The 13,002-nt window shown below is 31.8% G+C and carries 15 protein-coding genes and 1 tRNA gene; 8 read left to right on the plus strand and 8 right to left on the minus strand.

Annotated elements, in window-relative coordinates; genetic code table 11:
* Nucleotides 1–2 precede the first annotated feature (2 nt).
* A complete protein-coding gene (locus tag AC2D6V_RS14255; protein ID WP_484649406.1) occupies nt 3–644 on the minus strand; it encodes a DUF4290 domain-containing protein in 642 nt (213 codons plus the stop codon).
* A 66-nt stretch (nt 645–710) separates the two neighbouring features.
* Nucleotides 711–1,004, minus strand: coding sequence for a DUF493 family protein (locus AC2D6V_RS14260; RefSeq protein WP_484649408.1), 294 nt, complete (start codon nt 1,002–1,004; stop codon nt 711–713).
* Nucleotides 1,005–1,194: 190 nt separating this feature from the next.
* Between AC2D6V_RS14260 and AC2D6V_RS14265 the strand changes: the two genes are divergently transcribed.
* The 5 genes from AC2D6V_RS14265 to AC2D6V_RS14285 all read left to right on the plus strand — a co-directional run bounded on the left by AC2D6V_RS14265 (nt 1,195) and on the right by AC2D6V_RS14285 (nt 5,747).
* Complete coding sequence (locus tag AC2D6V_RS14265; RefSeq protein ID WP_484649410.1) at nt 1,195–1,749, plus strand: AAA family ATPase; 555 nt, start codon at nt 1,195–1,197, stop codon at nt 1,747–1,749.
* A gap of 5 nt (nt 1,750–1,754) precedes the next feature.
* Nucleotides 1,755–3,659: a RecQ family ATP-dependent DNA helicase gene (locus AC2D6V_RS14270; RefSeq protein ID WP_484649412.1), complete on the plus strand. Its 1,905-nt coding sequence runs from the start codon at nt 1,755–1,757 to the stop codon at nt 3,657–3,659.
* Nucleotides 3,656–4,603, plus strand: coding sequence for a methionyl-tRNA formyltransferase (fmt, locus tag AC2D6V_RS14275; RefSeq protein WP_484649414.1), 948 nt, complete (start codon nt 3,656–3,658; stop codon nt 4,601–4,603). Before AC2D6V_RS14270 ends, fmt begins: the two co-directional genes overlap by 4 nt.
* Before the next feature lie 189 nt (nt 4,604–4,792).
* Nucleotides 4,793–5,065 carry an HU family DNA-binding protein gene (locus AC2D6V_RS14280; RefSeq protein ID WP_298238758.1) on the plus strand — a complete coding sequence of 91 codons (273 nt, stop codon included), beginning with the start codon at nt 4,793–4,795 and terminating at the stop codon, nt 5,063–5,065.
* Between the two features lie 121 nt (nt 5,066–5,186).
* Complete coding sequence (locus tag AC2D6V_RS14285) at nt 5,187–5,747, plus strand: YqgE/AlgH family protein (protein WP_484649418.1); 561 nt, start codon at nt 5,187–5,189, stop codon at nt 5,745–5,747.
* Here AC2D6V_RS14285 and AC2D6V_RS14290 read toward each other — a convergent pair.
* Nucleotides 5,744–6,586 (minus strand): aminotransferase class IV, encoded by an 843-nt coding sequence (locus tag AC2D6V_RS14290; RefSeq protein ID WP_484649421.1) that lies wholly within the window; start codon nt 6,584–6,586, stop codon nt 5,744–5,746. The two genes, AC2D6V_RS14285 and AC2D6V_RS14290, sit on opposite strands and share 4 nt — an antisense overlap.
* Nucleotides 6,587–6,650: 64 nt before the next feature.
* On the minus strand, nt 6,651–7,043 hold the full coding sequence (locus AC2D6V_RS14295; protein WP_484649425.1) for an START-like domain-containing protein: 393 nt from the start codon (nt 7,041–7,043) through the stop codon (nt 6,651–6,653).
* Nucleotides 7,044–7,175: 132 nt separating this feature from the next.
* Between AC2D6V_RS14295 and AC2D6V_RS14300 the strand changes: the two genes are divergently transcribed.
* Nucleotides 7,176–7,249: transfer RNA gene (locus tag AC2D6V_RS14300), tRNA-Met, on the plus strand.
* Between the two features lie 279 nt (nt 7,250–7,528).
* Here AC2D6V_RS14300 and AC2D6V_RS14305 read toward each other — a convergent pair.
* The 4 genes from AC2D6V_RS14305 to AC2D6V_RS14320 all read right to left on the minus strand — a co-directional run bounded on the left by AC2D6V_RS14305 (nt 7,529) and on the right by AC2D6V_RS14320 (nt 11,082).
* Entirely contained in the window at nt 7,529–7,957 is a 429-nt protein-coding gene (locus tag AC2D6V_RS14305; protein ID WP_484649428.1) for a GNAT family N-acetyltransferase, read from the minus strand.
* A gap of 162 nt (nt 7,958–8,119) precedes the next feature.
* Nucleotides 8,120–8,827, minus strand: a complete 708-nt coding sequence (locus AC2D6V_RS14310; RefSeq protein WP_484649430.1) for an ion transporter — start codon at nt 8,825–8,827, stop codon at nt 8,120–8,122.
* Between the two features lie 63 nt (nt 8,828–8,890).
* Nucleotides 8,891–9,889, minus strand: a complete 999-nt coding sequence (obgE, locus tag AC2D6V_RS14315; RefSeq protein WP_484649433.1) for a GTPase ObgE — start codon at nt 9,887–9,889, stop codon at nt 8,891–8,893.
* Between the two features lie 83 nt (nt 9,890–9,972).
* Nucleotides 9,973–11,082 carry an adenylate kinase gene (locus tag AC2D6V_RS14320; protein WP_484649436.1) on the minus strand — a complete coding sequence of 370 codons (1,110 nt, stop codon included), beginning with the start codon at nt 11,080–11,082 and terminating at the stop codon, nt 9,973–9,975.
* 139 nt (nt 11,083–11,221) lie between these two features.
* On the opposite strand from AC2D6V_RS14320, the gene AC2D6V_RS14325 reads away from it, so the two are divergent.
* Both AC2D6V_RS14325 and purE read left to right on the plus strand, forming a co-directional pair.
* Nucleotides 11,222–12,376, plus strand: a complete 1,155-nt coding sequence (locus tag AC2D6V_RS14325) for a 5-(carboxyamino)imidazole ribonucleotide synthase (RefSeq protein ID WP_484649439.1) — start codon at nt 11,222–11,224, stop codon at nt 12,374–12,376.
* Between the two features lies 1 nt (nt 12,377).
* Complete coding sequence (gene purE / locus AC2D6V_RS14330) at nt 12,378–12,857, plus strand: 5-(carboxyamino)imidazole ribonucleotide mutase (protein WP_484649442.1); 480 nt, start codon at nt 12,378–12,380, stop codon at nt 12,855–12,857.
* The last annotated feature ends 145 nt before the right edge of the window (nt 12,858–13,002 follow it).

The raw sequence follows: 13,002 nt of genomic DNA on the forward strand, positions 1-13,002 counted from the left end.
TGTTAGTAGCGTTTTCTTTGACGGTTGGTGTTTTTCTTATGGCCACCTTTTTTATTAGTACTATACTTAGTTTTTGTACGCATTAAGCTTGTAGAATCTGATAAATCTTCCTCAGAGTTTCGTAAATCAATATTGCCATCAGATAATTCAAACAAATGATTGAAAATAACATCATCTTCAACCGTGTCTTTATTCCAATTCAAGAAACACTTTTTCATGTGATTCGCAATGGTATAGGTTAAGGCTTCTTTTAATTCGCCATCTTCCCATGTATTAGCGACATCAATCATCGTTTTTATATTATTACCATAAAAACGGTACTTCGGATGGTTTTGAGGATATTTTAACGGGTCTGGTGCTTCTTCAAAAACTTCTCTAGTGGGTTTAGGATATGGCGAGTCTGCATCTAATTCAAAATCGGCCATAATAAAAAGCTGATCCCAAAGCTTATGTTGAAAGTCAGGAACATCCCTTAAATGTGGTTGCAGATTGCCCATTACAGATATAATGGCTTTTGCTAATTTATTGCGTTCTTCTTTTGTTTCGCGACTTTTAGCGTGATTAATCATTTTCTGTAAATGACGTCCGTATTCTGGAATTATTAAATGTTCACGCTCTGTGTTGTATTCTAAATTATCTATCAAAATAAATGTGTAGAGTTAAATGTTTGTGCATGTAGTTGCTATGCAAGCGCAAAATACAAAAAAAAACTATAGGCTTATCACACCCTCAACTTTTTCTGAAACTTCTTTATATTTTTCTATTACTGCATCAGGGTTTTTCATCTTTACATTAATAGAAACACTTGTGTATTTTCCGTTCTTAGATTCTTTTGTATTTATTACCGCTCCCATATTATCGAAAAGCGATTCTATTTGCTCAATTTTTTCTGAATTCGTTGTTACAATAAATTTATACAGGTACTCCGAAGGCCATAAAGCAGTATCGTACAATTGGACTCTTAATTTTTTATAAAATTCTTCTGAATTTGAAGGCATGCTCATTGTCAATTTTTAAGCAACAAATATACAGTTTCATGAATTTATTTTATTGTTTTTTTTATTGTTTCATGTAACCTTTAATATTTAAAATAATCATCACCTTGAATTTTAATAATAATTTTAATCATGTCGGTTTCCTTTCTATTTTTTTTATAGCAGTTAAATTCCGATTTTTACAGCAAATATTGCTGAATTGAATATAAAAAAAATTGTTATTACGGGTAGTGCTGGAACAGGGAAAACCTCGGTTATAAATGCTTTAAAAGCAAAAGGATTTTATTGTTTTGATGAAGTTATAAGATCGTTAACTTCTGAAGCCAAAAAGGAGGTAGATGTTTCAACCCATATTTCTAACCCAATTGTTTTCGCTAAAGACCCCTTAGATTTTAATACGCGGTTATTAAATGGCCGTATTAATCAATTTAAACAAGGGGATTCTTTAAGTGAACAAACCTGTTTTTTTGACCGCGGCATACCTGATGTATTAGCTTATATGGACTTCTTTAATCAAGAATATGGAGACTTATTTACAAATGCTTGTAATAATCATACGTATACAAATGTCTTTTTGCTTCCGCCATGGAAAGCCATTTATAAAACCGACAACGCTCGATTTGAAAATTTTGACGAAGTCTTAAAAATTCATGATCATTTAGAACATACTTATAAAAAGTTTGGATATAATATTATAGATGTTCCTTTCGGGAGTATTGAAGAGCGTGCAAATCATATAATAAATAGTCTATAAACCTATTGACTCATCCTATAAACATATTAGAACGCTATTGGAATTTTACAGCATTTAGACCGCAACAAGAAGCTATAATTAATGCCGTAATTGAAGGAGAAGACACTTTTGCTTTATTACCAACAGGCGGAGGTAAATCGGTTTGCTTTCAAATACCTGCATTAGCCAAAGACGGCATTTGTATTGTTGTATCCCCGTTGGTAGCATTAATGAAAGACCAAGTAACTGCTTTAAATGCAAAAGGTATAAAAGCAATGTCACTTACTAGCGGTATTTCTTTTAGCGAGTTAGATACACTTTTAGATAATTGTATTTATGGAAGTTATAAATTTTTATATCTATCTCCAGAACGTTTACAACAAGAATTGGTGCAAGATCGCATCAAGCAAATGCATGTGAATTTAATCGCTGTCGATGAAGCACATTGTATTTCGCAATGGGGTAACGATTTTAGACCAGCCTATAAAAATATAGTACTATTAAGGCAATTACATCCTACTGTAAATGTAATAGCTCTTACTGCCTCTGCGAGAACACATATTATTGAAGACATTACGAAAGAACTCGATTTTATTCAACCCAAAATCTTTAAACAATCATTTTATCGTCCTAACTTGGCTTATATGGTTTTTCATGAAAACGATAAATATTATCGTATTGAAACCATTTTAAAGAAACATAAAGCAGCATCAATTATCTATGTTAGAAACAGGAAATTAACTATAGAACTATCCTCTTTTTTGAAATCGAAAAATATTTCTGCGACCTTTTATCATGGTGGTTTATCGAATAATGAAAAAGAAGATAACATGAATCTCTGGCTTAATAACCAAAGTCAAGTTATGGTAGCTACAAATGCCTTTGGTATGGGAATTGATAAACCAGATGTAAAAACGGTTATCCATATTAATTTACCCGAAAGTATTGAAAGTTATTTCCAGGAGGCTGGTCGCGCTGGAAGAAATGGCGAAAAAGCATTCGCTGTTTTATTGAAAAACAATAGCGATGAAGTATTAGTTAAAAATCAGTTTTTAAAAGTATTGCCATCCGTTGACTTTGTGAAGCAAGTATATAGAAAACTGTGTAACTACTTTCAAATTTCTTATGGTGAAGGAGTTTTCACTGTACATGATTTTAATTTTAATTCATTTTGCAAAACCTATAAGTTTAGTACTATTTTAACATATAACGCTTTATTACTATTGGATAGAAATAGTGTTATTAACCTTTCTAAGCAATTTAAAAATAATGTTTCGGTTCAATTTATAATATCGAGTCCTTCTCTATTTAATTATTTAGAAACGCATCAAGACTTAGTTTTAACAGTTAAATCTATGCTCCGTGTTTATGGTGGTATTTTTGACCACGATACCAAAATAAATACTATTAGAGTTGCTGAAAAGGCTTCAACATCTGAATCTCATGTTATAAAAACCCTGCAGCAATTAGAAAGCGATGGCATTATTAATTTGCATTTAGTAAAAACAGATGCTCAAGTAACCTTTATTCAGCCACGAGAGGATGATAAAACTATTAATCGCATAGCTACAATTATTGAGCAACAAAACAAACTAAAACAAGAACAGGTAAAAGCGATTCTTGACTATGCTGAAAATGATACCGTTTGCAAAAACATGCAGCTACTCGCCTATTTTGGTGAAGAAGAAATAGAACCATGTGGTATTTGTACTGTTTGCCTTAAATCAAAAAAAAATAACGCTTCTAAAGATGAGAATTCTATAAAAAAATGTATAATAGAATTATTAGAAGTTGAAGAACAATCATCAAGAGCTATGGTTTCAGCTTTAGACTTTTCAGAAAAAGACATTAAAGAAACACTAGCTATTTTACTAGAACACGATATTATACGTATAACAAAAATAAACACATATAAATTAAGCCATTTATGAGGGATTTAAGAATTGTATTTATGGGAACTCCCGACTTTGCGGTTAATACTTTAAAAGCTCTGGTTGAAAACAACTATAACATTGTAGGCGTTATTACAGCTCCAGACAAACCTGCTGGTCGTGGTCGTAAGTTACATGAGAGTGCCGTGAAAGCATATTCAAAATCACAAGGTTTAAATATTCTGCAGCCCACAAATTTAAAAAATGACCATTTCATCAAAGAATTAGAATCTCTAAATGCCAATTTACAAATAGTGGTGGCTTTTAGAATGTTACCTAAGGTTGTTTGGCAAATGCCAAAGTATGGTACTTTTAATTTACATGCGTCTTTATTACCAAACTACCGTGGAGCGGCTCCTATTAATTGGGCTATTATTAATGGTGAAACAAAAACAGGTGTATCTACATTTTTTATTGATGATAAGATTGATACAGGAGAAATGATTTTACAGGAAGAAACCCTTATTGATTCTCAAGAAGATGCAGGAAGTCTCCATGATAAATTAATGCTATTAGGAAGCGATCTAGTTTTAAAAACTGTTTCTTTAATTAAAAAGAACAAAGCTAAAACTAAACCACAAGTACATATCCCAGATTTAAAAACAGCTTATAAACTAAATCGAGACAACTGTAAAATCGACTGGACAGATTCCATAAACAATATATATAATAAGATTCGTGGTTTGAGTCCATACCCTACTGCTTACACGTCGTTAATTAATGGTGATGATACTTTTGATATTAAAATTTATAAAGCTAAGAAAGAAATTCTTGAACATAAGCTACCCATTGGTAACATTATATCTAACAAAAAAGAATTAAAGGTAGTTGTTACAGGTGGTTATATAAATTTGATAGAAATTAAACTTCCTGGTAGACGTAAAATGGATGTAAAATCGCTTCTAAATGGATATCAATTTGATTCTAATGCTAAAGTTCTCTGAAGCCTTACTAACACTGATATTAATAAATAATCGACAAAAAACACCTCCGTTATTAACAAATGTGTCAAGTTATCAACAATGGCATGCATTTCGCTTGCTATTACTTGCATGATTGCATAATCCGTATAAATTTGTAAAGGATTTAACAAAAATTGTTTAACCAATTTATTAATAATTAAAATTTATATTATGAACAAAACAGATTTAATCGACGCAATGGCAGAACACGCTGGAATTACTAAAGCAGCTGCAAAAAAAGCTTTAGAGTGTGCTCTAATCGAAATTGAAGGTGCTTTACAAAAAGGTAACAGAGTTTCTTTAGTTGGATTCGGTTCTTGGTCAGTTTCTAGAAGAGCTGCAAGAGAAGGAAGAAACCCTCAAACAGGAGCTACTATAAAAATCAAAGCAAAAAACGTAGTAAAGTTTAAAGCTGGTTCAGATTTATCTAGCGCAGTAAACTAATTTACTTTTTAAATATTTTATAAAATGCCTTCAATTTTGAAGGCATTTTTGTTTAATAATAGCTCGCAGTTGCATTTTTAATAAATAAATCTTAGATTTAAATATTAAATTTCTCATTTTTATGATATCGGCAAAACCAAAAAAAGGTAATTTGTTAATAGCAGAACCCGCAATAATTGGAGACGTTTCCTTCAATCGCTCTATTGTATTATTGGCCGATCATAACCCTGAAGGTTCTATTGGCTTCATACTCAACAAACCTTTAGAATATAATATTAATGATTTGGTTCCTGAAATTGAAGCCAATTATACGGTTTATAATGGCGGGCCCGTTGAACAAGACAATTTATATTTTATTCATAAGGTTCCAGATTTAATTCCAAACAGTATTGAAATTTCACTAGGTATTTTTTGGGGTGGAGATTTTTCAAAAGTCGCAGAACTAATTGCTAACAAAATAATAAAGGAAAATGATATTCGCTTTTTTCTTGGCTACTCAGGTTGGGATTCCGACCAGTTAGAAAATGAGCTTAAAGCTAACTCTTGGCTTATTTCTGAAAATGTCTATGAAAAAAATATTATCGAAAAAGATTATGAAACCTTCTGGAAGGAGAAAATGCTAGAATTGGGTGGCGAATACAGCATATGGTCTAACGCACCAGAAAATCCTAGTTACAACTAGTTCAATCTTACTTTTACATTCAATTTTTGCAACAGTGATTTCGAAACATCATTAGAGAATTGTTTCTTTCTATATTTGGTTACTGGCTGAATTCCTACAATAACATTCGTTATAAATAATTCATCTGCTTTCTGTAGTTCGAATGGAGAAACAGAATCTTCTATAATCTCATATTCAGGAATATTTTTTATTATTTCAATAATTTGTTTTCGCATAACACCTTTAAGACAACCATCGCTAATAGGTGGTGTTTTTATTACATTATCCTTTACAAGAAATAGGTTCCCGTTTAGTGCTTCAACTAACTTTTTATCGGTATTAAGAATCAAACAATTATCTAAGTTGTTTTCCTTAGAGTATATACTACCAATGACATTTAAAGCTTTATTGTTAGTTTTTAAAGTAGAAAGTAAACCCGGTGATACATAATAGTCCTTAAATAAATCAACTTGATAAGCACCATCATTAAACAAATAAAAATCGGAGTCAACAACCTTCGTAGAAATTATAAAACTAATATCATTACTATCAGGCAAATACAGACCACCTTCATTTCGGTGTACAGTTAATTTTACTCTGGTTGTAGCTTTTTCTATTTGAGAAGCTATTAATGTATTTTGAATTTGCTCTTCAAGATACTCCATGGTGAAATTCATAGGAATCTCCATACGCATGATACGCATAGAAGCCATTAATCTAAAATAATGGTCCTCCCAAAACAATAGTTTCCCATAAACAGATTTGATTGTTTCAAATAAGGCATCACCATAAGCATATCCTCTATTTTTAATAGACAGCTTCGTGTTCTCTTCTTGAATAGTTCCGTTAAAATTTATCATAAAAAAATCCAGCTCGTTTAAAAATTTTGAGCTGGACAAATATAAATTAAAATGTATTATAAATTTAGGCTGAGCCTAAAACCTGTTTTAAATCGGATATCTGATTATCCCACAACATTTTTGCCTCATCAACTTCATCTTCATCCGCAAAATCGGTAACCATTAATGACACATCCTTAGTGATTTCGTCAACTTGGATACGAATTTCAAAATAACAAGAAAGATCTTCTTCTTCATGTTCAACCCATCTAAACTTAACACGCTCACCACTTTTCTTACTTAATAATTTAGCCTGCTCTTCACTATCATCCCAAATAAAAGTAAATAGTTCGCCCCTCGAATTCACATTATCTGAAAACCATTCAGATAAACCAGATGGTGTCGATATATATTGATACAACAACTGAGGTGAAGCATGAATAGGAAACTCTATTTCAAATTTAACTTTATCGTCCATAAGTAAACATTAAATATATGATGCTCAATATATACATTAATTGATAAGTTATACAACTATTTTTAATAATATTTTACTAAACTAATGTTTGTAAGCATTAATATTGTTTTTATATTTGCAGCCTTAAATTATGGCGAGGTAGCTCAGCTGGTTAGAGCGTCGGATTCATAACCCGGAGGTCGGGGGATCGTGCCCCCCTCTCGCTACAGAATAACAATAAAAAACCTAAGAAATTAATTCTTGGGTTTTTTATTTTGCTAAACCATTTGATCTCTTTTGATACTGTTACTCCAAACAAACCCAAATCATACCAACGAATATTATTTTAATAATAATTCTAATCTAATAAGGCTATAAAATAATAAAAATTGACATGTATAACCTTGTATGCTAAAGATGGGTATTGGAATTATTATTTGATTCAAAAAAAATTAACATTCCTTAAAAACCTCTACTTAAATGAACTCTGTTTGTATAACTTAAAACTAAGCAACTGTCAATCTATATACATTAGTTTCTCTTTTAACAAAACCTAATTTTTGATATAATTTATTGGCGGCTACTCTATCTGGACTAGATGTTAAATTGATTTTTTTGATGTTATTTTTAGTTGCGTATTCTATAGCAGATTTAATCAGTGCTTTTCCAACTCCTTTACCTCTTGTAGATTTGTCAACAACTACATCTTCTATCCAAACTTTATCGCCAGTTGGTATTTTATTAAGCACTAGCGTCATTGTGCCTAATATTTCATTATTTTCTTCTGCTATAAAAAGTAATGTATTACTAGAATTAACAATAGCCTCCAAATCTTTTTTTGTAGGCAAAGAACAGTTAGGCGAAAGTTGAGGAATTAACTTTTTAAATACGTTTACAATATCGACCTTAACTGTTGTTAGCTCATAAATTTTCATGGTAACAAAATTATGTATTAATTTATACCCTTCTAGAAATAATACGTAGTTTTTTGTTAGCTGAACTTAAGTTGTTTTTAAAACTCTAATAATTACATGAGTTATGTCAAAATTTTATAACACTATTAAACCTAAAGAGACCAACTTTATGATAGTTTCTAATTAATCTTGTTTTTTATCCACAGATTTTGTTAAAGCTGAAGATATTATTCCAGTTGGAATCGCGACAATACCTAAACCTATCATTAATATAAAGAAAGTAAAAACTTTACCGCCAACGGTTATTGGATAAACATCGCCATATCCAACAGTTGTTAATGTGATTATAGCCCACCATAAACTATCAAATATCGAAGAATAATGTTCTGGTTGCGCTTGATTTTCAAAATAATAGATCCCAACCGCTGAGAAATAAATAAGAATTAAGGTAATGAATATAAACAATAAAATCTCTTCCTTCGCAGATTTAATAGCTTGAGTAAAATGACTCATTGCTCTGTTATAACGAACTAATTTTAAAATTCTGAAGAGTCTTAAAAAACGTAATGCTCTTAGCGATCGTAAATCTACTCCAAAAGATAAATAAAATGGTAATATCGCCAGCAAATCTATTATACCGAAAAAGCTAAAAATAAATCTTGGTTTGCGATCTGCTACATATACTCTTAAAAAATACTCAATAGTAAATACTACAACGCTAAACCATTCTACCGATTGAAGTATAAATCTTGTTTGAGGTTTTAAATTTGGAATAGTTTCAATTGAAAAAGTAATTACAGATACTAAAATTAAAGCTTGAATAAAAAAGGCAAAATATCTACTTCTTTTATTATCATTAATCTCTACAATACTTTTAATAATTTGCTTCATAATTAAGCCTTGAATACTAGACAAAGTAATCGAAAATAATCAATTTTTCAGAATAGTAATATTCTAATTATTCAAAATCCTCCAAAGCGCATCTTTTAACTCTGTAATTCCTTGTTGAGCAACAGACGATATAAATAAATAAGGAATTGGCAATTCATTTTCTAGTTCTCTATTCAATTCTTCCTTTAATTCGTCATCGAGCATATCGCTTTTTGAAATCGCAATAATACGCTCTTTATCAAGCATTTCTGGATTATAACGCCTTAATTCATCCAATAAAATATCGTATTGCTTCTTGATATCTGGGGCATCAGCAGGTATTAAAAATAGTAACACTGAATTACGCTCAATATGTCTTAAAAAATAATAACCAAGGCCTTTACCTTCAGCAGCTCCTTCAATTATACCAGGGATATCTGCCATAACAAAAGTTTGAAAATCACGATACTCCACAATTCCTAAATTAGGCTTCAGCGTTGTAAATTCGTAGTCAGCTATTTTTGGTTTTGCTGAAGTAATGACCGATAGTAACGTAGACTTTCCCGCATTAGGGAATCCTACCAACCCAACATCTGCAAGTAATTTTAGTTCTAATGTAATGTACTTCTCTTCTAAAGGCATCCCAGGCTGAGCATATCTAGGCGTTTGATTTGTTGAAGATTTAAAATGCCAATTTCCTAAACCACCTTTACCTCCTTCAGCAATTATTCTTTCTTCACCGTCTTCGGTAATTTCCATGAGTATCTCATTGGTCTCTGTATCTCTAACCACGGTTCCTAAAGGGACATCTAAATAAAAATCTTCACCATCTGCACCAGTACTTCTACCTTTACTTCCATGTCCACCATGACCTGCCCTTGTATGTCTTGCATATTTTAAATGAAGAAGTGTCCAAAGATTAGAATTACCTTTTAAGATAATATGACCCCCTCGTCCACCGTCCCCCCCATCTGGACCTCCTTTAGTTATATATTTTTCACGATGTAAATGCACAGAGCCTTTACCCCCGTTACCAGAACAGACATACATTTTTACGTAGTCAACAAAATTTCCTTCAGTCATTGCTTATTGTCATTACCACGAAGGCGGTAATTCTTATTATTTGAAACTAAATCTATGGATTCCTGTAATTACAGAAATAGTAGTTATAACTTATCTATAACAACACTTAAACGTACCGTAATATCTTCAATACTACCAACACCATCAACGCCAAAATATTTATTTTGTGCAGAATAGTAATCTTTTAGTATAGCTGTTTTAGAATAATATTCCTTAATTCTATTTCTTATAATAGATTCATCTGCATCATCTGCTCTTCCACTAGATTTACCTCTTTCTAGTAAACGCTTCACTAAAATCTCATCATCAACTTCAAGAGCAATCATAGCATTAATTTGAGAATCTTTGCTGTCCATTAAAGCATCTAAAGCATCTGCTTGGGCGTTAGTTCTAGGAAATCCATCAAAAATAAACCCATTTGCATCGGCGTTTTTTTCAACTTCGGCATTTAACATATCTATAGTCACCTGATCTGGTACTAGTTCACCCTTATCCATATATGACTTGGCTAGCATACCTAAAGCTGTTTCATTTTTGATATTATATCTAAAAACGTCGCCAGTAGAAATGTGTACTAAATTATATTTTTCTTTTAAAAAATTTGCTTGCGTTCCTTTTCCTGCTCCTGGAGGGCCAAATAGCACTAAATTTGTCATGTGTTGCGTTTCTTTAATTTGATAAATCTCTGGTAAATCCCTTCCTAAATTATCATAGTCTAATCCGTAACCTACTATAAACTTATTTGGTATTTCTATACCAACGTAATGTAGCTTAAAGTCTTTTTTATATGCATCAGGTTTATAAAACAAGGTTGCAATCTTTAAAGATTTTACCTTTTCATTTTTAAAAATGCGATGTACCTCAGCAAGTGTTTTCCCTGTATCAATAATATCTTCAAGAATAACTACGGTTCTTCCTGATAAATCCTGTGTCAAACCAATTAAACGTTGAATGTCCTCAGAAGATTTAACACCTTCATAAGAAGCCAATTTAATAAAGGTAACTTCGCACGGCTTTGGATATTTTTTTACAAAATCACTAACTACCATAAACGACCCATTCAAAATACCTACAAAAACAGGAACTTCATCTCCTAGGTCATTGGAAATTTCAGCAACCATTTTATCAATAGCTTTATCAATTTCTTTTGCCGAAATAAAAGGTTTAAAATATTTGTCGTGAAGCTTTATCACCAGCTTATTGTTTTAAAAGATGCAAAGATAATCATTAGATTAACGAATACCGATTTTTTGATTTACGATTTCTAAAGTAATTTGATATTAAAATGTATTTTTGCCATAACATTAATTAGTTTCAGTTAAACAGGTCTTTATGAACTATTTTTCTTCAAATTTTAAACTTGGAATTCTTGGAGGTGGGCAACTTGGTAAAATGCTACTTTACAATACTAGAAAATTTGATATTTACACATGTGTTTTAGAAGCTAACCCCGAAGCACCTAGCAAAACTGCTTGCGATGAATTTCATGTTGGTGACTTAATGGATTATGATACTGTTTTTAACTTTGGAAAACAAGTTGATGTTTTAACTTTTGAAATTGAAAACATAAATGTAGATGCATTAGAAGCTCTCGAAAAAAAGGGCACCAAGGTTTACCCTTCATCGAAAAACTTGCGAACTATTCAGAACAAGGGAGCTCAAAAATTGTTTTACAGAGATCACGATATCCCAACTTCAGATTTCACAAGATTCGCTTACCTTTCAGAAATTGAAGATACTATTGATAATGGTGGACTGGAATTTCCATTTGTTTGGAAAGCGGCACAGTTTGGTTATGATGGTAATGGCGTGAAAGTTGTTAGACAACTTTCCGATCTTGAAGGTTTACCAAAAGGTGAATGTATCGCAGAAGATTTGATTAATTTTAAAATCGAATTAGCTGTAATTGTTGCTCGAAACAAAAACGGCGACATAAAAACCTATCCTGTAGTAGAAATGGAATTTCATCCTGAGGCTAATCAAGTAGAATATGTTATTTGTCCAGCTAGAATTGATAAGGAAATTGCTGTAAAAGCGCAAAATGTTGCTTTAAAAGTTTCCGAAGCATTTAATCATGTGGGGTTATTAGCTGTTGAAATGTTTCAAACAGAAAATGATGAAATTTTAGTGAATGAAGTTGCTCCTAGACCTCATAATTCTGGACATCAAACTATTGAAGCGAGTTACACATCGCAATTTGAACAACATGTTAGAGCTATCTTAGGTTTGCCATTAGGAAAAACTGATAGTAAAGTAGGTGGCGTTATGGTTAATTTAGTAGGGGCTGAAGGATATAATGGAAATGTCGTTTATCAAAATATTGAAACCATAATGAATATGGAGGGTGTTACACCTCACATTTATGGAAAAAAACAAACAAGACCTTTCCGTAAAATGGGCCATGTAACCATTGTTAATGAAGATTTGAATGAAGCTAGGCGCATTGCTGAAGAAGTCAAAAAAGTTATTAAAGTAATAAGCGAATAATATGAGTAAAGTAGGAGTTATTATGGGAAGTAAAAGTGATCTTCCTGTTATGCAAGATGCAATAGACATCTTAAAAGGATTTGATATTGAAGTAGAAGTAGATATTGTTTCTGCACACCGAACACCAGAAAAATTATTTGATTATGGCAAGCACGCTCATGCAAGAGGTTTTTCTGTTATAATTGCAGGTGCTGGTGGTGCTGCTCATTTACCAGGTATGATTGCATCTTTGTCACCACTGCCAGTTATTGGAGTTCCAGTAAAAAGCAGTAACTCCATTGATGGATGGGACTCGATACTCTCTATTTTACAAATGCCTGGAGGTGTTCCTGTAGCTACCGTAGCTTTAAACGGTGCTAAAAACGCAGGAATACTTGGAGCCCAAATTATTGGCTCAAGCGATTCTTGTGTTCTGGATAAAATTATCGCTTATAAAGAGGGCTTAAAAATAAAAGTAAACGAATCAGCTAAAGGATTATAAAATAAAGAAACCTCGAATAAATTCGAGGTTTCTCAGCTATTAACAATAATTCTTTGAGTTTAGTCACTCCAATAATTATCGCGGCAAATATAAAAAAATTATATTATGCATGCATAATATAATTAAATTTTAACATTTTTTCTTG

It is taken from the genome of Algibacter sp. YIN40 (assembly GCF_057219435.1).

Coding starts and splice junctions, on each gene's coding strand:
- AC2D6V_RS14260 (WP_484649408.1), bottom strand. CDS start 1,004: ATGAGCATGCCTTCAAATTCAGAAGAATTTTATAAAAAATTAAGAGTC.
- AC2D6V_RS14295 (WP_484649425.1), bottom strand. CDS start 7,043: ATGGACGATAAAGTTAAATTTGAAATAGAGTTTCCTATTCATGCTTCA.
- fmt (WP_484649414.1), top strand. CDS start 3,656: ATGAGGGATTTAAGAATTGTATTTATGGGAACTCCCGACTTTGCGGTT.
- AC2D6V_RS14280 (WP_298238758.1), top strand. CDS start 4,793: ATGAACAAAACAGATTTAATCGACGCAATGGCAGAACACGCTGGAATT.
- AC2D6V_RS14310 (WP_484649430.1), bottom strand. CDS start 8,827: ATGAAGCAAATTATTAAAAGTATTGTAGAGATTAATGATAATAAAAGA.
- purE (WP_484649442.1), top strand. CDS start 12,378: ATGAGTAAAGTAGGAGTTATTATGGGAAGTAAAAGTGATCTTCCTGTT.
- AC2D6V_RS14325 (WP_484649439.1), top strand. CDS start 11,222: ATGAACTATTTTTCTTCAAATTTTAAACTTGGAATTCTTGGAGGTGGG.
- AC2D6V_RS14305 (WP_484649428.1), bottom strand. CDS start 7,957: ATGAAAATTTATGAGCTAACAACAGTTAAGGTCGATATTGTAAACGTA.
- AC2D6V_RS14290 (WP_484649421.1), bottom strand. CDS start 6,586: ATGATAAATTTTAACGGAACTATTCAAGAAGAGAACACGAAGCTGTCT.
- obgE (WP_484649433.1), bottom strand. CDS start 9,889: ATGACTGAAGGAAATTTTGTTGACTACGTAAAAATGTATGTCTGTTCT.
- AC2D6V_RS14285 (WP_484649418.1), top strand. CDS start 5,187: ATGATATCGGCAAAACCAAAAAAAGGTAATTTGTTAATAGCAGAACCC.